The organism is Tropicimonas sp. IMCC6043, assembly GCF_004146235.1.
Classification (GTDB): Bacteria; Pseudomonadota; Alphaproteobacteria; order Rhodobacterales; family Rhodobacteraceae; genus Tropicimonas.
Window position 1 is genome coordinate 1 of the sequence record NZ_SELO01000033.1, and the last position, 18917, is coordinate 18917.

At 63.3% G+C, this 18917-nt stretch carries 19 protein-coding genes, 1 tRNA gene and 1 pseudogene; 11 read left to right on the plus strand and 10 right to left on the minus strand.

Features of this window, described 5'->3' with window-relative positions:
• Positions 1-188: 188 nt before the first annotated feature.
• Positions 189-1244 (minus strand): LacI family DNA-binding transcriptional regulator, encoded by a 1056-nt coding sequence (locus EU800_RS20375; protein WP_129635205.1) that lies wholly within the window; start codon positions 1242-1244, stop codon positions 189-191.
• Between the two features lie 151 nt (positions 1245-1395).
• On the opposite strand from EU800_RS20375, the gene EU800_RS20380 reads away from it, so the two are divergent.
• The 6 genes from EU800_RS20380 to EU800_RS20405 all read left to right on the plus strand — a co-directional run bounded on the left by EU800_RS20380 (position 1396) and on the right by EU800_RS20405 (position 8453).
• Positions 1396-2667 (plus strand): ABC transporter substrate-binding protein, encoded by a 1272-nt coding sequence (locus EU800_RS20380; RefSeq protein WP_165354771.1) that lies wholly within the window; start codon positions 1396-1398, stop codon positions 2665-2667.
• Between the two features lie 64 nt (positions 2668-2731).
• Positions 2732-3625 (plus strand): carbohydrate ABC transporter permease, encoded by an 894-nt coding sequence (locus tag EU800_RS20385; RefSeq protein ID WP_165354772.1) that lies wholly within the window; start codon positions 2732-2734, stop codon positions 3623-3625.
• The gene (locus tag EU800_RS20390; protein WP_129635211.1) at positions 3622-4458 is read left to right on the plus strand and encodes a carbohydrate ABC transporter permease; all 837 of its coding nucleotides are present in this window, start codon (positions 3622-3624) and stop codon (positions 4456-4458) included. Before EU800_RS20385 ends, EU800_RS20390 begins: the two co-directional genes overlap by 4 nt.
• Complete coding sequence (locus EU800_RS20395) at positions 4455-5612, plus strand: hypothetical protein (protein ID WP_129635213.1); 1158 nt, start codon at positions 4455-4457, stop codon at positions 5610-5612. Before EU800_RS20390 ends, EU800_RS20395 begins: the two co-directional genes overlap by 4 nt.
• The gene (locus EU800_RS20400) at positions 5605-7389 is read left to right on the plus strand and encodes a glycoside hydrolase family 2 protein (RefSeq protein ID WP_129635215.1); all 1785 of its coding nucleotides are present in this window, start codon (positions 5605-5607) and stop codon (positions 7387-7389) included. The genes EU800_RS20395 and EU800_RS20400 overlap by 8 nt, the downstream gene beginning before the upstream one ends.
• Entirely contained in the window at positions 7389-8453 is a 1065-nt protein-coding gene (locus EU800_RS20405; RefSeq protein WP_129635217.1) for an ABC transporter ATP-binding protein, read from the plus strand. The genes EU800_RS20400 and EU800_RS20405 overlap by 1 nt, the downstream gene beginning before the upstream one ends.
• Positions 8454-8636: 183 nt before the next feature.
• Here EU800_RS20405 and EU800_RS20410 read toward each other — a convergent pair whose 3' ends face one another.
• From EU800_RS20410 to EU800_RS20435, 6 genes are all read right to left on the minus strand, one after another.
• Positions 8637-9293 (minus strand): hypothetical protein, encoded by a 657-nt coding sequence (locus EU800_RS20410; protein WP_129635219.1) that lies wholly within the window; start codon positions 9291-9293, stop codon positions 8637-8639.
• Positions 9294-9473: 180 nt separating this feature from the next.
• Positions 9474-9977: an Hsp20/alpha crystallin family protein gene (locus EU800_RS20415; protein WP_129635221.1), complete on the minus strand. Its 504-nt coding sequence runs from the start codon at positions 9975-9977 to the stop codon at positions 9474-9476.
• Positions 9978-10000: 23 nt separating this feature from the next.
• Positions 10001-10396, minus strand: a complete 396-nt coding sequence (locus EU800_RS20420) for an Hsp20/alpha crystallin family protein (RefSeq protein WP_129635223.1) — start codon at positions 10394-10396, stop codon at positions 10001-10003.
• Between the two features lie 14 nt (positions 10397-10410).
• Positions 10411-10845, minus strand: coding sequence for an Hsp20/alpha crystallin family protein (locus EU800_RS20425; RefSeq protein WP_129635225.1), 435 nt, complete (start codon positions 10843-10845; stop codon positions 10411-10413).
• A 444-nt stretch (positions 10846-11289) separates the two neighbouring features.
• Positions 11290-12093, minus strand: coding sequence for a glutathione S-transferase family protein (locus EU800_RS20430; RefSeq protein WP_129635227.1), 804 nt, complete (start codon positions 12091-12093; stop codon positions 11290-11292).
• Position 12094: 1 nt separating this feature from the next.
• The gene (locus tag EU800_RS20435) at positions 12095-12499 is read right to left on the minus strand and encodes a hypothetical protein (protein WP_129635229.1); all 405 of its coding nucleotides are present in this window, start codon (positions 12497-12499) and stop codon (positions 12095-12097) included.
• Between the two features lie 63 nt (positions 12500-12562).
• On the opposite strand from EU800_RS20435, the gene EU800_RS20440 reads away from it, so the two are divergent.
• Positions 12563-13648: an alcohol dehydrogenase family protein gene (locus EU800_RS20440; protein WP_242500651.1), complete on the plus strand. Its 1086-nt coding sequence runs from the start codon at positions 12563-12565 to the stop codon at positions 13646-13648.
• Between the two features lie 438 nt (positions 13649-14086).
• On the opposite strand, the gene EU800_RS20445 is transcribed toward EU800_RS20440, so the two are convergent.
• Positions 14087-14160 (minus strand) — tRNA-Gly (locus tag EU800_RS20445).
• A 73-nt stretch (positions 14161-14233) separates the two neighbouring features.
• Between EU800_RS20445 and EU800_RS20450 the strand changes: the two genes are divergently transcribed.
• A complete protein-coding gene (locus EU800_RS20450; RefSeq protein ID WP_207209948.1) occupies positions 14234-14929 on the plus strand; it encodes an SDR family NAD(P)-dependent oxidoreductase in 696 nt (231 codons plus the stop codon).
• Between the two features lie 189 nt (positions 14930-15118).
• Here the strand turns inward: EU800_RS20450 and EU800_RS29135 are convergent, their stop codons facing one another.
• Positions 15119-15277: a hypothetical protein gene (locus tag EU800_RS29135; protein WP_371685653.1), complete on the minus strand. Its 159-nt coding sequence runs from the start codon at positions 15275-15277 to the stop codon at positions 15119-15121.
• Here EU800_RS29135 and EU800_RS20455 point away from each other — a divergent pair.
• The 3 genes and pseudogenes from EU800_RS20455 to EU800_RS27620 all read left to right on the plus strand — a co-directional run bounded on the left by EU800_RS20455 (position 15218) and on the right by EU800_RS27620 (position 17635).
• A complete protein-coding gene (locus tag EU800_RS20455; RefSeq protein ID WP_371685652.1) occupies positions 15218-16306 on the plus strand; it encodes a winged helix-turn-helix domain-containing protein in 1089 nt (362 codons plus the stop codon). The two genes, EU800_RS29135 and EU800_RS20455, sit on opposite strands and share 60 nt — an antisense overlap.
• Before the next feature lie 222 nt (positions 16307-16528).
• Positions 16529-17467 (plus strand): annotated as a pseudogene (locus tag EU800_RS20460) (IS66 family transposase); the annotation flags it as partial.
• Between the two features lie 15 nt (positions 17468-17482).
• Complete coding sequence (locus EU800_RS27620; RefSeq protein ID WP_242500654.1) at positions 17483-17635, plus strand: transposase domain-containing protein; 153 nt, start codon at positions 17483-17485, stop codon at positions 17633-17635.
• Positions 17636-18228: 593 nt separating this feature from the next.
• Here EU800_RS27620 and EU800_RS20465 read toward each other — a convergent pair.
• Complete coding sequence (locus EU800_RS20465) at positions 18229-18666, minus strand: phasin family protein (RefSeq protein ID WP_129635235.1); 438 nt, start codon at positions 18664-18666, stop codon at positions 18229-18231.
• Positions 18667-18917 lie beyond the last annotated feature (251 nt).

An 18917-nucleotide genomic window follows, 5' to 3' on the forward strand; every position in this document is an offset into this window, starting at 1 on the left:
GCGGTCGAAGAAGCTCGGCGCCCGCTCGGTCGGCCATGTCGACCCCGGCGCCGCCTCCACCCACGTCATCCTCGCCGCCATGCGCGACGCCTTCCCCAACTGAAACAACGCCGCGGTCCCCAAAAGGGGACCGCGGCGAACCTCGGGAGCCGAGCCACTACCGTCGTTCTGCTTAAGCGCGCCGATGGTCACATCGGCGTTTCGGGCGGGCGGGTTGCCGGGCGCAGGACCAGTTCGTGTGGAAGGCAGAGCGAGAAACCGGTCTCGTCGCGCCACAGGCTCTCCAGCGCCTCGGAGATCGCCAGGCCGAAGCGTGCATAGGGAACGCGAACCGAGGTCAGCCAGGGAGCGATCCAGTCGTTGAGCGGGTTGTCGTCGAAGCCGACGATCGGAACCCCGTCGATGCCGCGTTCATGCAGGACACGCGACGCCCCATACGCAATCAGGTCGCTCATCGCGAAGACCGCATCCGGGGGCGTGCCGGCCATGTCCAGATGCTGTCTCATCATGTCGTAGCCGAGTTCAAGGTGATCGAGCCGATCGTCGCCCAGCACCGTGACCTGCGCTGCCGTCGCGCGGCGATACCGCTCCGTGAAGGCCGCCACCCGGTCTGCCGTGGCCGAGGACCCGAGTGATGCGTGAATGAGCAGGGGCCGGCGGATCCCTCGGGCGAGGAAGTTCTCGGCGACCTCTGCCGCCGCACTCCGGTTGTCGATGCCGACGAAAGCCGGTGTCTCGCCCATCGGGTTCTTCCGGTTGACGAAGAGGACCGGTTCGCCGGCGCCCAGAATGTCCGCGAGAGCCGGGCTTGGGACCGCGCTGAGCATCACCAGCCCGCGCACCGACTGGGCCTGCATCTCGCGCAGATACTCGTCCTGGAGTTCCGGCCGGTCGTGGCTGTCACACAGCACCATGACGAGCCCCTTCTCCCGCAGCGCGGTCTCGGCAGATGCGGCGATGGCCGCCATCACCGGGTTGGCAAGGTTTGCCGCAATGACGGCGACGAGGCGGCTTTCCCGCCGCCTCAGCGCCTGCCCGGCGCCGGACGGGCGGTAACCTAGCTCGCGAATCGAGGACTTCACCCGCGCGATCGTCTCTGCCGAGGCCTTGTTCTGAATCCCGTTCACGATCCGCGACACGGTGGCGATCGAGACGCCGGCATGGCCGGCGACTTCGGAAATCGAGGGGCGCGTGCTGCCCGTCTTGCCTCGCTTGCCGGTTTGCCCGGAATTCTGCCTGGCCAAGCCCGGACCCCTTTTCGAACGTTGATAAAGAATATTGCAAGAATCGCCGATCTATGTCTACTCTTCGGCAGGGTAAACGTTTACCCATCACTTGAACAGGCGCTGGGACAAGGGAAGCCCCCGATTTGGCGCCGCCTGGGAGGAGAAAAACGTGATCAAGAGACTTCTTGCGAGCTGCGCCTTCGCGGCTCTGGCGACGGGTGTATCGGCCGAGGAACTGGTGATCTGGCACGATCTCGGCGACAACGGAATCGCCTGGTTCGATGCGGTGGGACAGGAGTTCGCCAAGACGCATCCCGATGTGACGATCACTTCGGTGAGCTACCCGACGGACCAGTGGTATGGCCGGGTCATCAGCGCGATCAATACCGACACCGCGCCGGACCTGATCTACAACAACTACGAGCGCGTCATCCGGATCGAAACCCAGACCGAGAACCTCGCGGACATGGCCGGGCCTCTGGATGCGGTCGACGACACGGGCTTCCTGACCGAGGCCGATCTGAACGTCGCCAGCTATGGCGGCAAGATGATCATCCTGCCGATTCAGCGCGTCCAGATGGGCTTTGGCGCCCGCAGCTCGTGGCTTGAAGCGGTCGGCGAGGAATTTCCCGCGACCTGGGAGGACGCAAAGCGCGTCGCAGGCAAGTTCATGACCGAAGATCCGGACGGCAACGGGGAGGACGACACCTTCGGCTTCGCGCTCGAGGCGGCCAACCCGCGCGATCTCATCCACATGCTCGATCTGTTCATCTTCGGGGCCGGCCTCCGGCACACCCTGATCGATCCCGAGGGCAATATCGTCATCGACGCGCCCGAGCACGCAGAGGTTCTGAAGGAGTTCCTCAAGACCTTCACCGAATACGGTTATGTCGCGCCCGACACGATCAACCACTCCTTCGCCGAGATGTACCAGGTGATCGAGGGCGGCCGCGCCGGCATGTTCCGCGTCGGCGACTGGAACGTGAAGAAATGGGATTCCGAAGCCCTGGAAGGCGACTTCATCGTCGGCGAATGGCCGGCGCATTTCGATGACAAGGAGAACGCCGTGGTGATCGGCGGGATGCGCGGAGTCGCGGTGCCGGAAAACTCGCCGCACAAGGACCTCGCGATCGAGTTCGCGCAGTTCCTGCTCTCGCAGCCGGCCCAGCAACTCGCGCTTGAGAATGTCGGCGCCGCGGTGCGCGACGATCTCGCGGTGGACGATCTCTCGGAGCGGCGGCAGTATTTCGCCAAGGCGCAGGGCAACCTGAATGCCTATGACTTCCCGGAATCGCTGCATGCCTTCTACCCGGAGCTCGAGGCGACCTACCATCGCAAGCTGCTCGACGCGATCGCCAACCCGCCGGAGGACTGGGACGCGTTCATTTCCCAGACCGCCGAGGAAATGCGCGAGGAGGCCGCGAAACTCTCCCAGGGCTGACGCTACTCACGGCCAGCCCGGTCCGGCCCTTTCGGGGCCGGACCCCAATCGACCAGGATCCACAATGTCCAGCATGACACCGCCGGTCAGCGCGAACCGGGTCTGGGTATTCTATGCCTTCGCCCTTCCCTTCGCCGCCCTGACCATCATTTTCGGCCTCTGGCCCATCGTCCTGAGCTTCTCGGTCTCGCTCACGAAATCCGCCACCGCGCTGAGGGCCGAGCCGATCTACGTCGGGCTGGAGAACTACCTCTCCGTCCTGTCGGACCCGATCTTCCGCGCCTCCCTGATCTCGACGCTGATCTACACGCTGGCATCGGTGGTCGCGAACGTGCTCTTCGCGCTCGGCTACGCGATGTTGCTTCACTCGACGCTGATCGGGCCGGGACGGACCATCTTCAAGGTGGCGATGTTCCTGCCGGTGGTGACGCCCGATCTGGCCGGCTACGCGGTCTGGCGCTGGCTCTACGACCAGAGCTTCGGCGCGGTGAACGCCTTCCTGGACCTTGTCGGCCTGCCTGCCTTCGGCGGCATCGCCTCGCCCGACACCGCGATGATCGCCATCCTGATCGCCGAACTCTGGCACCATACCGGCTTCTTTGTGCTGATCTTCCTCGCCAATCTCGCGATCTGCGACCGCTCATTGGAGGAAGCGGCGGAGATCGACGGCGCCAATCGCTGGCAGCGCAAGCTCTACGTGGTGCTGCCGCAGATGCGCCCGTCGCTTGTGATCAACACGGTCTACGCCGTGATCCAGTTCCTCAAGACCTTCACCGTCGTGGTGATCATCACCAAGGGCGGGCCCAATGGCGCAACCAATTTCGTCAGCTACTACGCCTACCGGCTCTTCGACCAGGGGCGCTATGGCGAGGCCATGGCGATGGCTTCGATCCTCTTCGTGATCGTCGCCGCCGTCGCGCTCGTGGCCTATCGCATCGGCGACAGGAGGCCCTCATGATCCACCGTCCGCTCTGGCTGCGTGTTATCGCCTACGCGATCGCCATCCTCGTCAGCCTCTTCTACCTCTATCCCTACTGGTGGATGCTGCTCGGCGCCTTCCGCCCGGCCGAGGCCGTCCTGACGGATCCGCTCCGCCTCTGGCCGGAACGGCTGGACTTCTCGGTCTTCCGGGACATCGCAACCGTGGGGGGCGTGTCGATCTGGCGGTATCTCGCGAACTCGGTCTGGATCACCGGCGCCTCGACGATCCTCAGCGTCGGCATCACGGCGCTCGGCGCCTACGCCCTCACGCGCCGCCCGGACCTGCTGGCCTTCAAGGCGCTGCGCTCGGGATTCCTGCTGACGATGATGTATCCCTACATGCTCCTCGTCATTCCGGTCTATATCGTGATGTTCAAGATCGGGCTGCTCGGCACCTATGCCGGCATCATCCTCTTCCTCGCCCTCGGGCCGATCCAGTTCTTCCTCTTCGAACAGTTCTTCCGCTCGATCCCGGGCGAAGTGATCGAAGCGGCGATCATCGACGGGGCGAGCGAGTGGCAAGTGCTCAGGCTCGTCGTGATGCCGGTCGCGATGCCGGTCGTCGCAACCGTGACGATCATCACTTTCCTGCTCAACTGGGCGCAGTGGTTCCCGATCCTGGTCATCTCGCGCTCGCCGGACACCTACACGCTGCCGGTGGCGCTTCTGAACATGACCGGCGAGCTCGGCGTGAATTTCCAGGGCATCATGGCGCTGGCCGCGATCACGACGATCCCGGCAACGCTGGTCTTCCTGCTGGCGCAGCGCCGGGTGATGCAGGGCATGGCGGACGGGGCGGTCAAGGGATGACCAGGCAAGCCTCTTTCGAAGACGCGGAGCTACAGGCCCGCATCGACGCCGCGGCGCGGTCGAGCCTCGACTGGCTCACCGCCCGCGAGCAGGCCCGCGGCGCCGGCACGCCCGCCGGGGCGATGGCCTTCAGCCCGGACCACGACGTCTCGCGCTGGCCGGGAATGATGCTGCCGGGGACCTATAATGGCGTCATCTGCCGGCATCTGCTGGGCGGTCTGGACGACAGGGACGCGGCGGAGAAGCGGGCGCTGGCCGACTGGATTGCAGGCTTCGCCACGGAGACCGGTGCTTTCCGGATCCCGGGCATGGACGAGACCAACAGCTTCAAGAAGCCCGACCCCGACGAGACCCGGCGGTATATCGACTTCCACGTCACCAATTACGCCCTGGGCGCGATCGAGGCCCTCGGCGTCGATCCCGTGGCGCCGGCCTTCCTGCGCCACTACCTCGACCCCACCTGCCTGAAGGCCTGGCTCGCAGACCGCGATCTGCGTGACCCCTGGCAGGAGGGCAACAATATCGTCAACCTGGCGTGTTTCGTGCTGCTGGCGCGCAGGACGGCGGATGCAGAGGATCGGGCTACCATCGAGACTGCAATCGACATCCTCTTCGACTGGCACGAAAGGCTCCAGGAGCCCACCACCGGCTTCTGGGGCATTGGTCAGTGCCTCGACGCACGCCGGTTGCTGCACGCGATGGCGGGGTCCATGCACAATTACCACCTCTACTACGCCTGCGGCAGGCCCTTGCCCTACCAGGAGAAGGCCGCGTCCTATGTGCTGTCGCGCGACCCGGTCTGGCACTCGGCCTGTATCGACGTGGATGAGGTCGACCTTCTGGTCCATGCCGCGGAGGCGCATCCCGGCCTCGCACCGGAGGTCGCGCCCTGGCTGCGCACCAAGCTGGCCGCGCTTCTGTCGATGCAGAATGCCGATGGCGGCTTTGCCGATACGCTGACCGAGACCTGGCGGCAGGACGGCTGGGTGGATGGCTATGTCGAGGCGCCCGGCGTCTCGACGACCTTCGCCACATGGTTCCGCTGGATCGCCATCGCCATGATCGACGATTTCCTCTGGCCGGGTCGGCGTCGCTGGCAGTTCCGGCGGATGATCGGGATCGGCTACCGCAGGCGGGAGGAAGACAATGCCTGATATCGGACCAGAGGATCCCTTCGCGCATCTGCACGAGGAAGATTTCGAAACGCCCTTCATGTCGCCCTTGCTGACCGACGCGGGAATGATTTTCATGGGAGACCGGGTGACCGAGAGCCTCGCAGGTGACTGGCGCTTCGTGCTCGACCCGTTCCGGGAAGGCCTGCGCCAGCGCTGGTTCGAACATGACGCAACCCCGATCGAGGAGTGGACGGTGCCGCGCGACTGCGACGACGCGGCCTGGCAAACGATCCCCGTTCCCGGCTGCTGGAACCTCGCGCGCGCGGAGTGGCGGTACTACGAGGGCGCGGCCTGGTACATGCGGGATCTCGACGTCGCGCCGCCACGAGACGGCGAGCGCCTCTTCCTGCGCATCGGTGCGGCGACCGGGAGGGCACGCGTCTTCCTCAACGGGCGCTTCCTCGGCCTGCATCGCGGCGGATGGACGCCCTTCTTCGTCGAGATCGGACCGTATCTGCGCGAGGCCGGAAACCTGCTGATGTGCGAGGTCGACACCACCCGCCGGGACGATGCGGTGCCGATGAGCCATTTCGACTGGTTCAACTATGGGGGGCTCTTCCGCGAGGTCGAGCTGGTGCGGGTCCCGGCGATCCATGTCACCGACTTCCGCCTCTGGCTGATCCAAGGCGACCGCATCGCCGCCCGTGTCGTGCTCTCGAACCCCACAGACGGAGAGGCGGAGATCGAAATCGATGGGCTCGGCACCGGGCGCGTGGCGATCTCGGCCGGCGAGGGCGAGACCACGTTCGACCTGTCCCCGCGCCTCTGGTCGCCCTCAGACCCGCATCTCTACCAGGTCCGCCTCCGCTTTGGCGCCGACCGCGTCGGGGATCGCGTCGGTTTCCGCCGCATCGAACGGCATGGCACCGAGATCCGCCTCAACGGTGAGCCCGTCGCGTTTCGCGGCATCTGTGCACACGAGGACGACCGCGATCTTGGCCGCTGTACCTCCGAGGCGGATATCCGCCGCCGTTTTGGCCACGCGAAGGAGCTTGGCGCCAATGCCATGCGGCTGGCCCATTACCCGCACTCGGAGTTGGCCGCGAAGATCGCCGATGAAGTCGGGATCCTGCTCTGGGAGGAGATCCCGGTCTACTGGGCCATCGCCTTCGAGAACCCAGAGACCTTTGCCGAGGCGGAAAACCAGCTCAGGGAGATGATCCGCCGCGATTTCAACCGCGCCAGCGTGGTCCTCTGGGGCATCGGAAACGAGAACGCCGACACCGACGCACGCCTGCGCTTCATGTCCGGCCTTGCCGCCACCGCGCGGCGCGAGGATCCCGACCGGCTCGTCGGCGCTGCTTGCCTGATCAACCGCGTGGCATTCCGCATCGAGGACAGGCTGGCCGAGGCGCTCGACGTGATCGGGCTCAACGAGTATTTCGGCTGGTACGAGCCGGGCTTCGACGGGTTGAGACGGCTTCTCGCCAATTCTGCTCCGGACCGCCCGGTGATGGTCACTGAAACCGGCGCCGATGCGCGCGTGGGCCTGCACGGCTCCGACATGCAGCTCTTCACCGAGGAATACCAGGCGCGGGTGCTTGCCACCCAGGTCGAGATCGCTGACGGCGCCGACTACGTGGCCGGGATCTTTCCCTGGCTTCTCTACGATTTCCGCAGCGAACGCCGGCAGACCCGCCATCAGCGCGGCTGGAACCTCAAGGGCGTGATCGCGGCGGACAAGACAACGCGAAAGCTGGGTTTCGAGGCACTCAGGGCCGCCTATGCCACGCATTTCAGGAAGGGAGATTCATAATGGGGGCCGTCACGCTGACCGGGGCCTGCAAATCCTACGGTGCTGTCGAAGTGCTCAAGGGTATCGATCTCGAGATCGCCGATGGCGAGTTCGTTGCGCTCGTCGGCGCATCCGGATGCGGGAAGTCGACGCTCCTGCGGATGATTGCCGGCCTCGAGACCGTGACCGCGGGTGATATCCACATCGCCGGGAAGCGGGTTAACGACCTGCCGGCCAAGGAACGCGACATCGCAATGGTGTTCCAGAACTACGCGCTCTACCCGCATATGACGGTTGCCGAGAACATGGCCTTCTCGCTGCGCCTCAAACGGGCTTCGAAGGAGGAACAGCGGGCGGCGGTGGAACGGGCGGCGCAGATCCTCGATCTCGAGGCGCTGCTTGATCGCAAGCCCAAAGAGCTGTCGGGCGGTCAGCGCCAGCGTGTCGCGATGGGCCGGGCCATCGTCCGAGACCCGCAGGTCTTCCTCTTCGACGAACCGCTCTCCAATCTCGACGCAAAGCTGCGGGTCCACATGCGCTCCGAGATCAAGGAACTGCACCAGCGCCTCGGCACGACGACGATCTACGTCACCCACGACCAGATTGAGGCCATGACCATGGCCAGCCGGATTGTCATTATGAATGGCGGGATCGTCGAACAGGCCGGCACGCCGTTCGAGGTCTATGATTCCCCCGTCAACATGTTCGTCGCAGGCTTCATCGGCTCGCCGGCGATGAACTTCCTCGAGGGCGTACTCGAGCGCTCCGAAACCGGTGGCTGCGTGCGGCTGCCCTCCGGCGAGCGGATCCCGGCGGTGTTGCCCGAAGGCGCGGTGCCGGGCCGGAAGGTGAAGGTCGGCCTGCGGCCGGAACACCTGACACTGGGCGACGAGGGTCCTGAGGTGCGCATCCTTGTCGTGGAACCGACAGGGTCGGAGACCCAGGTGACCGTTGGCGTCGGCCATGAAAAACTCACCTGCCTGTTGCGCGAGCGCGTTGCGCTGGAAGCAAATCAGCGGGCACGGCTCTCTTTCGACCCGGCGCATGTCCACCTGTTCGACTCGGAGACGGGAAACCACCTCTGATCGCGGGAGACCCGCGGGACGCTCGGGCATCCATCAAGGAAGCACGGCAGGCGGGACGCTCCCTGGAGCGTGGCCGGCAACCGAGTTTCAGCGATACCGATATCCGGAGAAGACGCGGCTATGTCGCTCTGCCTTTCCGAGCCGGATCGCAGGGAGTGAGTCAGGCCCTCCGCTTCAGCCCCGCTACTGAAAGGTCACGAATTTCTTGAGTGGGATATCGTTGAGATTGACGGACTTGGTGACGTCCTGGCGCACAACCGGGCTCACTTTTCCATGCCCCGGCAAAGCCGATGTCTGGAAACCGCCGCCGGGTCCGCCGACCGGTCTCGTCTGGGCCTGCGAAACCGGTGTGACCAGATTGGTCGAGTCCGTGGTCATCTTCGACCAGCGCTTGAACCCGATCTTCATGGACCCGCCGGTGGTGTCGTAGACGACATAGATGCTGTCATCCGGCTTTACGTGGCTGGAAACGCGCGCGCCCTTCACGGACCCGCCAAAGCCGAGCGAATTGGCGAGATCCCGCAGCACGTTGCCCCATTCCTGGTTGCCGGCCGTGTCCGAAGTGTATTGATGCGTCCGGTTGATCACGCCGTAGATCGCGACACCTGTTTCGCCGATCTGGCTTTGGCTGGCGACCCAGGAGGCGAAGGCCTGCAGCTTCTTCTTGCTCTTGGTCACGGCATCGTCGTCGTTGTCGTAGAAGGCGCCGCCGGCCTTGTAGTCATGAAACCCGTAGAGGCCACGCGTGGTCTGGTAGCAGATCGCCTGACATCCCTTGATGCTCGGGAAACCAAGGCTCGATGGATCGAAGCCGCAATTGTTCTCGGGCAAGTAGTGCATGGCGTCCTCCAGATTGCCGTCTGTCCTGACATTCCCCTGAAGGTCTGTCGATCGACGGAATGCTGGACTGATCGCGCCCACCGATCAAGCGCGTTGCACCGCTCCGGTACCTTCAGCGAACAGCGCCGGAGGCCGGGCAGGAGCGCAGGGCCGGGAGGGCTCTCGCCCTCCCGGCTGCGGTCATGCCGACATCACTTCGATCCGCTTCAGCTTGGCCTGTGCTTCCTCGGTCTTGGGAACCTTGACCGTCAGGACGCCATTCTTGAACGACGCCTCGGCCTTGTCGGTATCGACGCCCGGCGGCAGGGGAACGGTCCGGTAGACCGACCCGTAGCTGCGCTCGGACAGGTAGTAACCCTTCTTCTCCTCCTTGCGCTCGATCTTCTTCTCGCCCTTCAGCGTCAGAAGGTCATCGCTCACCGTCAGTTCGATATCCTTCATCTCCATGCCCGGCAGTTCAACGGACAGCTCGACGGCGTCGTCGGTCTCAACCACGTCGCAGCGCGTGCTGTTGCGGTGACCTGCCAGGTCGAACGGGCTGTTTGGACGGTCGAACTGGCCCCAGAAGTCCTCGAACACCCGGTTCATTTCCCGTTGCAGGGTGGCAACCGGGTTGTCCGGGTCAGCCTTACCCTCCGGGCTCCTTTCCTTGTGCGCCCAGGGGATCAGATCCTTGATTTGCATCTTCTCTCTCCTTCAAACGGCTCTCACGCTGCCTTGACAGCGATCTTCTTCGGTTGGGTTTCCTCTGCACGCGGCAGGGTGATCGTCAGGACGCCGTTGCGCAGCTCGGCCGCGATACGGTCGGGATCGAAGTCTTCCGACAGGGTGAAGGCGCGTTCGTAGTCGCCTTCGCCGTATTCCGCGTAGCCCGGACCGGCGTCCTCGGGACGGGTCGGGCGGACCGTGGCGCGGATCGAAAGAACACGCCGCTCCAGCGAGATGTCGACGCCGTCCGGCGACGCGCCGGGGACTTCGAGCATCAGAGAAACGCCGTCATCCGTCTCGACGATATCCGTCAGCGGGCGATAGATCCGTGCGGACCTGCCCTGTCCGGACACCTCGTTGCCCTTCGTCTCGGGGTTGGTCATTTCAGTTGTCATCGGTTTGCCTCCCATCATGCGGCCTTGATCTCGATCCGGCGCGGCTTGTCTTCCTCCGGACGATGCAGCGCGACCTGCAGGACGCCATCCCGGAACCGCGCCTCGACCTTGTTGGAGTCGACGGCATAGGGAAGCTGGACGGTGCGGCTGAACTTGCCGTAGCTGCGCTCGCGCAGGTGCCAGCGTGCGCCCTCGGGCGCCTCAGGTGCCTTTCTCTCGCCGGAGAGGGTGAGAACGTTGTCCTTGACCGTGATCTCGATGTCGTCGAGTTCCACGCCCGGCAGTTCCGACGAGATGGCGATCGCATCGCCGCTGCGCCAGACATTGACGGCCGGGAAGGACGTCGGGGTCGCCCAGGACCTCGGGAACGCGCGGTTCATGCCGCGCGCTATTCGGTCGAGGTCCGCGAACGGATCATACCGAAAGAACGATGAAGCGGGTGTCAGCATGTTGCCCTCCTATTGTCGACCAATTGGCGAAACGCGTTCCTCACGGAAACACGCGCCGCGGAAGGCCCACGCGGAGGTTGCAAACCGAGGGTTGGCTTTGGTGGCGGTCCCACGGGACCACCTGATGCGACCGTTCAGGACTCCCGAAACCGGCAAGTCCCCGACAGTCCGCCCTTCAGCCAGAACCGTCGTATGCAGTAGAACCCCAGATGGGCATCCCGAAAAAGAGGTCGGGATGAAATTGACCCATTTCAAGACCTCCGCCGGGAAATCGTCGTGAGAATTGTGGGCTTGGGATCGGATGGTCCGGTGATCGCTCTGGCGGTCGCTTTTCGGGTGGAGAAGTTGTGGTTTGCGCCTGCGCGGACCGCCCTCGGGGACGTGCGATTTGATCTTCGCGTTACGGACGCAGACCGATCAGATCTCTCGCAGCGGGGCAGCCATTCACGCCCGGAGCAGGCCCAGATCGGAATCCGATGCGCGGTGACGATATTTGGCAGCAGGCGGCCATGGTCTCTCCTGCCAGGGCGGATTGAAGGTGAAGCTTGATATCCGGCGCCCTTCGGGAAGGGCGCCGTTGCCGGCGCCCATGGCATAATCGTAGTATAGCTTGAGGATCTCCTCGCGGCTGACCTGTTGCGCCAATGGATGGCGCATGCAGGCGTCTTTCCACGCCGCGACCCGCCGGTATTCGGGTTCGTCGGGCAACTCGAAATCTTCAAAATAGTCCAGAAACCAGAACCGCATGAAGATCGGCGTGAACACGACCTCGGCGAGGCCGAAACTCTCGAAGAGGAACAGTCCGTCTTCGGAATGATGAAGCAGGAAATCGTTCAGGTCACGATAGAGGCCCAGAAGCCCGTCAAGGTGATCCTGCCGCGCCGCCGGATCCTGGTTCATCACGAACCGGTAGCCCGCCGACACGAACGGGCCTTCCCTGGCGATCAGCATGGCCTCAATGGCGTGTTCCAACGGATCGGCGCGCCGCTGGAGGCCGCCCGGAACGCTCTCATCGAGAAAGGTCAGAATGACCAGGCTATCGTTCAGGATCTGCCCGGCCGGTGTTTCCAGAACCGGCAGGATGGTCGCTCCGCGTGTCTTGCGTAGCAGATCCGGATCGCGCGGCTTGGTGATGTCGACGACGCGAAAATCGACCGCGTCTTCCTGCCCCTTCAAGGCCAGGAGGATTTCCAATCGCTGCGAGAACGGGCAGACGGGAATGTGATAGACGATCGGCTTCCCGGACATGTCAGCGACCTCTTCGGTGGAGGTATTCGAAGGCCGGGCTGCGCTCCCAAACACACTCGTCCGTCTGCGCCACTTCCGCCAGAGCCGTTTCTGCCCAACCGGGCGTCAGGAGGATGCGGTGGCGCAGCGGGCCGCAGCCGACCGCGAATGGGTCATCAATGATCAACACATTTCCGCCCGCAGCCCTCCATTCGCGCGTCCTTCTGACGACCCCCGCACGCAATTTGAAAGGACGGTGCACTGCGGGCAGATCTTTCATCGGGGCACTCGTCGCTCGAACCAGTTGAAACGAAAGCGCATCGATTGCTGCTGTCAACCCCACCCAACCGGTGCGCGGTTGAAGTGATGTGAGTCCCCGCATCTGTGGGTCTTTCACAGCCACGCGGAGCAATGTCGAAATATCCATGGGGCTTATCGGTTCGATTGTCCCATACTCGGTGCAGGCTGTACCAATCTGGGAGGGACGGCAATGATGGGCACAGGGGCCGAAAAGCCGAACCAGATGAACGCCGTCGTCACGACGGGCACGGGCGGATACGACAGGCTGGAGTTCAGGACCGTGCCGATCCCCTCGCCGGGTCCGGGAGAGGTGCTCCTGCGCGTCCTGGCGGCGGGACTGAACAACACCGACATCAATACGAGACTCGGCTGGTATTCCGCGTCCGTGACCGGTGGAACCGCCGATATCGAGGAGGCCGACGATCGGCCCGATGGTGGCTGGAGCGCGCCGACGCCTTTTCCCCTGATCCAGGGCACGGATTGTTGTGGAGAGGTTGTCGAAACCGGCCCTCGCGGCAACGTTGGCCTGATCGGGCGGCGTGTCCTGGTGCGCCCCTGCATGCGCGTCGATGGCTTCGGCCGGTTGGACACCATCTGGATGGGATCGGATTTCGACGGCGCCTTCGCGCAATACGTCAAGGTGCCCGAAGCGGAGATCTTCGCCGTGACATGCAATTGGAGCGATGCCGAACTCGCCTCGATCCCCTGCGCCTACGGCACGGCCGAAAACATGATCGATCGTGCCGGTGTCGGCCCGGGCCATCGGGTGCTGGTGCCGGGCGCGTCGGGCGGCGTTGGTTCGGCGCTCGTCCAGCTGGTCAGGCGGCGCGGCGCGGAGGTCATAGCGATCACCAGCGCCACCAAGCGGGACGCGGTTGCCGGCATCGGGGCCGACCATGTGTTGACGCGCGAAGACGACCCGCTCTCCGTTCTGGGTGCGGAAAGCGTCGATGTGGTCATCGACAACGTGGCCGGACCCGGTTTCGCCACGATGCTGAAGCTTCTCCGGCGCGGCGGGCGGTTCGCCTCGTCCGGTGCGATCGCGGGATCGGTCGTCCCGCTCGATCTGCGCGACATGTATCTCAAGGACCTGACGCTGATCGGATGCACGGCATGGGACGAACAGGTCTTTCCGAACCTCATTTCGTACATAGAGAAAAGGGAGATCCGGCCGCTTCTGGCCGACACCTATCCGCTGGACCGGATCGCCGATGCGCAGCGGGACTTCCTGAAAAAGACCCATATCGGCAAGATCGTCCTGATCCCGAATGATTGATCGTGTCGCGTTTTAGTGTCCCAAGCCGGAACCGTTGCCGTAGCCAGCAGCGCGTTCAGGGCACCCCAGGTCCCACGATCTGCCATGATGAGGCCGGGGGGCGAGCCGCGTCTGGAAAACGCCATTGAGAGCTTTGGACTCAGCGACTCTTCGGGAGCAACCTGGTGGAGCCTGCGACCTGATAGAAACAGCGCGAGCTCGGTTTCTTCCTCGTCCGGGCGAAGACTTGGACGCACTGACCTAGGGCCGGGTCACGGCAAGATCCAGGGATTTACCGGGCATTGTTACGGAACAGGATTTCTGGAGCGGGCGGCGGGAATCGAACCCGCGTCATTAGCTTGGAAGACAAGAGATAAAATCACGAATTTCTTAAAAATTTCAGACACATGCAACCAAACAATGAATATTTTTGCAGGCAATGTGTCGGAAATGGTTTTCTGGAGCGGGCGGCGGGAATCGAACCCGCGTCATTAGCTTGGAAGGCTAAGGTCTTACCACTACACAACGCCCGCTCAGCGGATTACCACCTATGTCATGGCCGTTCCGGGGTCAAGTATTGGCTGAGGATAGCAACAGAAGATGACGATGTCCAAATCGCAAGCCGTGATCATCGGGGTCGGTGACGGGTTGTCGGCGTCCCTGGCGCGGGAACTGATGATCGATCACGAACTCACTCTGGCAGCGCGCAGCGGCAACAGGATGCAGTCTGTGGCCGGGGAGACCGGCGCCCGCACCGTTTTGCTGGATGCAACGGATGAAGGCGCGGTTGCGGAACTCTTTGCCGAACTGCCGGAGGCTCCGAGGGTGGTCATCTACAACCCCTCCGCGCGTGTTCGCGGGCCAATCACCGAGTTGAATCTCGATGATGTCCGGAAGGCCATCGAGATCACGGCAATCGGCGCCTTCCTGGCAGGGAAGCATGCTGCCAGGCGGATGCTGGATGCCGAGCCGATTGATGGGAAACGCGGGACCATCCTTTTCACGGGGGCTTCCGCCGGGGTGAAGGGCTTTCCCCAATCCGCTTCGTTCGCAATGGGCAAGTTCGCACAGCGCGGCCTGGCCGAGAGCATGGCCCGTGAACTCCACCCGAAGGGTATCCACGTGGCATGGATCAATATTGACGGCGGGATTCTCAATCCCGGCCGCATCGAGCCGGAGGACAACCCGGGTTCGATGCTCAGACCGGAAGCGATCGCGCGAACATATCGCCATCTGATCGAGCAGGACCGCAGTGCCTGGTCGAACGAGATCGCCGTGCGCCCCTGGGTCGAGCGGTTCTAGGAACTTGCCTCACTTCCCGCGAAACGCTTTCCTGAAAAACCACCGATGTGGCGGCCAAGGCATGTTGAAGACGCCAGTTTGCGACACAGCTTCCATTTGCCGAAGGCTCTCAGCCCGTCGAAGTGGCCCTGCAATGCGGACCCTGGATGATTTCTGCAGCATTGCCGACGGAGTGAGCGGATGACGCGCTCACTGCTGGGCAATCAAAGTGCTCGCCGCCTGTTTCTGGACCGGCACCTGCTGCTGCGCACGGGATCCGGCTCCGGGAGAGATGATGATCTGGACGGCGTGCTTCACGAACTCGGCTTCGTCCAGATCGACAGCGTCAACACGCTCGCCCGCGCCCATGACCTGATCCTGTGGTCCCGCCGGGGCCGCTACCGGCCTGAGGCGCTCGAACGCCTCGTCTCGCATCGCCGGACCGCGTTCGAACACTGGACACATGACGCCGCGGTCATCCCGATGGAGTTCTACCCGATGTGGCGACTGAAGTTCGCTCGGGACGAGGCACGCATGCGTGCACGTTGGCCGGCGGCACGGCGCGAAGGGTGGGAATCCGAAATCGACACCGTGCTTCGGCACATTGGTGACCATGGTCCGGCGTGCTCGAACGATCTCGGCGGCGGCGAGAAGAAGGGCTCGTCGGGTTGGTGGGACTGGCATCCGTCCAAGACGGCCCTTGAGTTTCTCTGGCGGTCCGGCCGGCTGGCGATCTGCCATCGCCGGGGCTTCCGGAAGTTCTATGACCTGACCGAGCGCGTCATCCCGGCAGAGCACCGCAACAGCCAAAAGGGCGACGGTGAGATCGTTGACTGGGCGATGTCGGAGGCGCTCAAGCGGCTTGGTTTTGGCACGAGTGGAGAGTTGGCAGCTTTCTTCGAGATCGTGACACGGGACGAGGCGAGGGCCTGGTGTGCAAGGGCATTGTCTGCCGGCCAAATCATCGAGACGGACATCGAGATGGCAGATGGCTCCCGTCGTCGCAGCTTCACGACCGAAACTGTGCTCGACACCATATCCTCGCTGCCGGACCCATCGTCCCGTGTGCGCCTTCTGTCGCCGTTTGATCCGGTGTTGCGGGACCGGGCACGCGCCGAACGCCTGTTTGGTTTCCATTTCCGGATCGAGATCTTCGTCCCGGAAGCCAGGCGAAAGTACGGGTATTACATATTTCCCGTGCTGCAGGGCGACCGTGTGATCGGACGTCTCGACGCCAGGCGCACCGGCAATGTTCTCACCGTCAGCGCATTTTGGCCAGAACCCGGAGTGCGGATGGGAAAGGGGCGGACGTCTGCCCTGATAGCCGAACTCGAGCGGGTCAGGAGCCTGGCCGGAGTTGAAATTGTCGAGTTCTCCGATGACTGGTTGCAGGGGTGAACCCTATCGCTGTGTGCGCTTGTCACCCATGAATAGACCTTCACTCCGAGCGCGAGATTTCAGCTGTCACAGGTTCAGCGGATTGCAGGACGGGCGGGAAGCGGCCCTTTGCTGCGCATCGCGTGAATGGCCGCGTTACCCAAGTAGCGAACGGTCAAATCCCACCATGGTCAGACTGGACGGCGCAGAAAGTGACCCTAAGGGGCGTCAGTTCCCGGCCGGTTCGTCGTGAACAGGATCGTCCGCCCGCGCATGGCCTGCGCCTGCTGTGAAGCGATTGTCCAATCGTCTCTGCCGTCTCGCCCGATTGATCGCGGTCGCCCCGGTCCGGGGCTGCTGGCTCATGTCCTCGTGTCCAAATACTCGGACCATCTTCCCCTGTACCGCCAATCTCAAGTCTTTGCCCGCGAAGACGTCGATCTGGATCGCTCCACCCTCGCCGATTGGGTGGGGCGCTCGACGGCGTTGCTGGAGCCGCTCGCCGATGCCATTGGCCGATTGGCACGAAAGGGAGAGGCCCTTTTCGCCGACGATACGCCCGTGAAGATGCTGGCGCCGGGAAGCAAGAAGACGAAGACCGCGCGGGTCTGGACCTATGTCCGGGACGAAAGGCCATGGTCGGGGCAATCGCCGCCGTGCGTCTGGTACCAGTTCACCGTGGATCGCAAGGGCGAACATCCCGTGAGTCATCTATCCGGCTATAAGGGCTGGTTTCATGCGGACGGATATTCCGGATTCAACGGCTTGTTCGGCGACGACAAGGCCCGCGAGATGGCCTGCATGGCGCATGTGCGGCGCAAGTTCGTGGATGTCTTCGCTTCGCAGGGATCGGCCATTGCCGAAGAAGCCATCCGCAGGATCGCCGAACTCTACGCCGTGGAGAAAGAAGCGCGTGGCAAACCGCCTGACGAACGGGTGGCGCTCCGTCAATCCAAGGCCAAGCCGGTCTTCGACGACCTTTAGGATTGGCTGCACGCGCAATTGCCCCGGATCTCGGGCAAATCGCCATTGGCACAGGCGATCCGCTATGCCCTTGGCCGGATGCCGAAAGCTCGCCCCTATCTCGACAACGGGGCACTCGAACTCGACAACAATCCAGCCGAGCGGGCGATGAAGCCCGTGGCCATCGGCAGGAAGAACTGGATGTTCGCCGGTTCCGAAGGCGGCAGAAAAGCCATGGCCATCGCCTTCACGCTGATCGAAACCGCAAAACTGAACGGCATAGATTCGCAAGCCTGGCTGACCTGGGTGCTCGGTCGCATCGCCGACCACAAGATCAACCGTCTCGACGAGTTGATACCCTGGCGTTACGCTGCGCAGGCAGCGTAACCGGGAACCAGCGGCCCGCGCCAGAGCACCTTCGCCGGACGGTCACGTCCAAAGTCGCTGCGTCGTCGGTCATCTTAAGTCCCCCCAAACCCAATCAAACTCGCCTATCACGACTTATGGTCTGCGAGACAGCCGCAAGGTGCTGTTGGCTCTCGGCTGCACAAACCTGCGGATGAGGCCCGCCCTCGGGACGATGCTGGCGTCAGGTCCAGAGGCCCCTACATCTTGGAAAGCATGCCGCCGCCTCAAAAAATAGCGGCGAGTGGCCACTCACTCCACTCGCCGCGCTCTTCTCAGAAAGAGATGTGCTAATGTGCACCTGAACGCGCGCCGGATTAATCAACAAGAATGACGAAGTCAAGTTGACGGCGCGGTCAAAGATCGGAAACAGACTGCTTCATCGGCGCAGCGCCCCGCGCAAGGGCCGACAAGTGGCGCCATCTCCACGCGTCGCCCTGCTGGAATCCGGTGCCGTCCGTGACACCGCCTGAGCAGACATCGTTTCCGTTCTGGACGTCGAGATAGGAAAGCGGCGGACCATAAGATCCGCCGCAAAATTTCCCAGCAATGTTCAGTCGAAACCAGACCGAGCTTCAGGCGGCCTTCGGGCCAGCAGCCTTCGTCGGCTTAGAGGCGGAATTGATATTCACGGCCGCCTGCTGATGAACGGCTTCGTTGGCTTTCGAGACCAGTTCAACGGCACTGGTCTGCGCCTGCTGTGCAACGACGCCAAACTCCTCGGCCACCCGAACGGCCAGTTCGAACTGGCTTTGCGCGAAGTCCGCCATGGCCTGGGCGTAGTCGGACGGTTCGTCACGAACAACCGACACGCCGCGCAGATTCGCGATCGAATCCTGGGTGGCGCGGGCAGCGATCTCACTCGACTTCGACACTGTGTCAAACCCGACGGAGGCAAACCGTTCGCCGAAACCGGCCATGGTTTTTGCGCCCTCTTCGATCGTCTTCTGGTCAAAGGGGAAAGCATTCTGGAAGGCGGCGAATACTTTGCTGAATTCGTTCGGGTTGGTCATGTCTTCTCTCCTTGGCTAGAACGAGCAGCTCTCGCGGCGCGTGTATCACGCCGCAGCGCGGCAGGCGCAAGACAAGATTCCGCAGCGCGGCATTTTGCGTGCGAGGCGATTTTTTGCGGCGATTTCAGATAAGGGTCAGTTTGAACTGGCTGAAGTCCCGAATACAGATAACCCGCGTGGGCCGAAATGATAGTGCGCGGCTCGGCCGCCTCATGATGCCTTAACGGAACCGGACATCGGTCCCGCCGACG

Excerpts from the sequence above, each read along its gene's own strand:
- EU800_RS27620 (WP_242500654.1), top strand. The coding sequence starts at position 17,483 with ATGGCCATCGCCTTCACGCTGATCGAAACCGCAAAACTGAACGGCATA.
- EU800_RS20390 (WP_129635211.1), top strand. The coding sequence starts at position 3,622 with ATGATCCACCGTCCGCTCTGGCTGCGTGTTATCGCCTACGCGATCGCC.
- EU800_RS20420 (WP_129635223.1), bottom strand. The coding sequence starts at position 10,396 with ATGACAACTGAAATGACCAACCCCGAGACGAAGGGCAACGAGGTGTCC.
- EU800_RS20395 (WP_129635213.1), top strand. The coding sequence starts at position 4,455 with ATGACCAGGCAAGCCTCTTTCGAAGACGCGGAGCTACAGGCCCGCATC.
- EU800_RS20440 (WP_242500651.1), top strand. The coding sequence starts at position 12,563 with ATGATGGGCACAGGGGCCGAAAAGCCGAACCAGATGAACGCCGTCGTC.
- EU800_RS20425 (WP_129635225.1), bottom strand. The coding sequence starts at position 10,845 with ATGCTGACACCCGCTTCATCGTTCTTTCGGTATGATCCGTTCGCGGAC.
- EU800_RS20435 (WP_129635229.1), bottom strand. The coding sequence starts at position 12,499 with ATGGATATTTCGACATTGCTCCGCGTGGCTGTGAAAGACCCACAGATG.
- EU800_RS20405 (WP_129635217.1), top strand. The coding sequence starts at position 7,389 with ATGGGGGCCGTCACGCTGACCGGGGCCTGCAAATCCTACGGTGCTGTC.
- EU800_RS20450 (WP_207209948.1), top strand. The coding sequence starts at position 14,234 with ATGTCCAAATCGCAAGCCGTGATCATCGGGGTCGGTGACGGGTTGTCG.
- EU800_RS20430 (WP_129635227.1), bottom strand. The coding sequence starts at position 12,093 with ATGTCCGGGAAGCCGATCGTCTATCACATTCCCGTCTGCCCGTTCTCG.
- EU800_RS20465 (WP_129635235.1), bottom strand. The coding sequence starts at position 18,666 with ATGACCAACCCGAACGAATTCAGCAAAGTATTCGCCGCCTTCCAGAAT.
- EU800_RS29135 (WP_371685653.1), bottom strand. The coding sequence starts at position 15,277 with ATGGGCGCGGGCGAGCGTGTTGACGCTGTCGATCTGGACGAAGCCGAG.
- EU800_RS20415 (WP_129635221.1), bottom strand. The coding sequence starts at position 9,977 with ATGCAAATCAAGGATCTGATCCCCTGGGCGCACAAGGAAAGGAGCCCG.
- EU800_RS20385 (WP_165354772.1), top strand. The coding sequence starts at position 2,732 with ATGTCCAGCATGACACCGCCGGTCAGCGCGAACCGGGTCTGGGTATTC.
- EU800_RS20410 (WP_129635219.1), bottom strand. The coding sequence starts at position 9,293 with ATGCACTACTTGCCCGAGAACAATTGCGGCTTCGATCCATCGAGCCTT.
- EU800_RS20400 (WP_129635215.1), top strand. The coding sequence starts at position 5,605 with ATGCCTGATATCGGACCAGAGGATCCCTTCGCGCATCTGCACGAGGAA.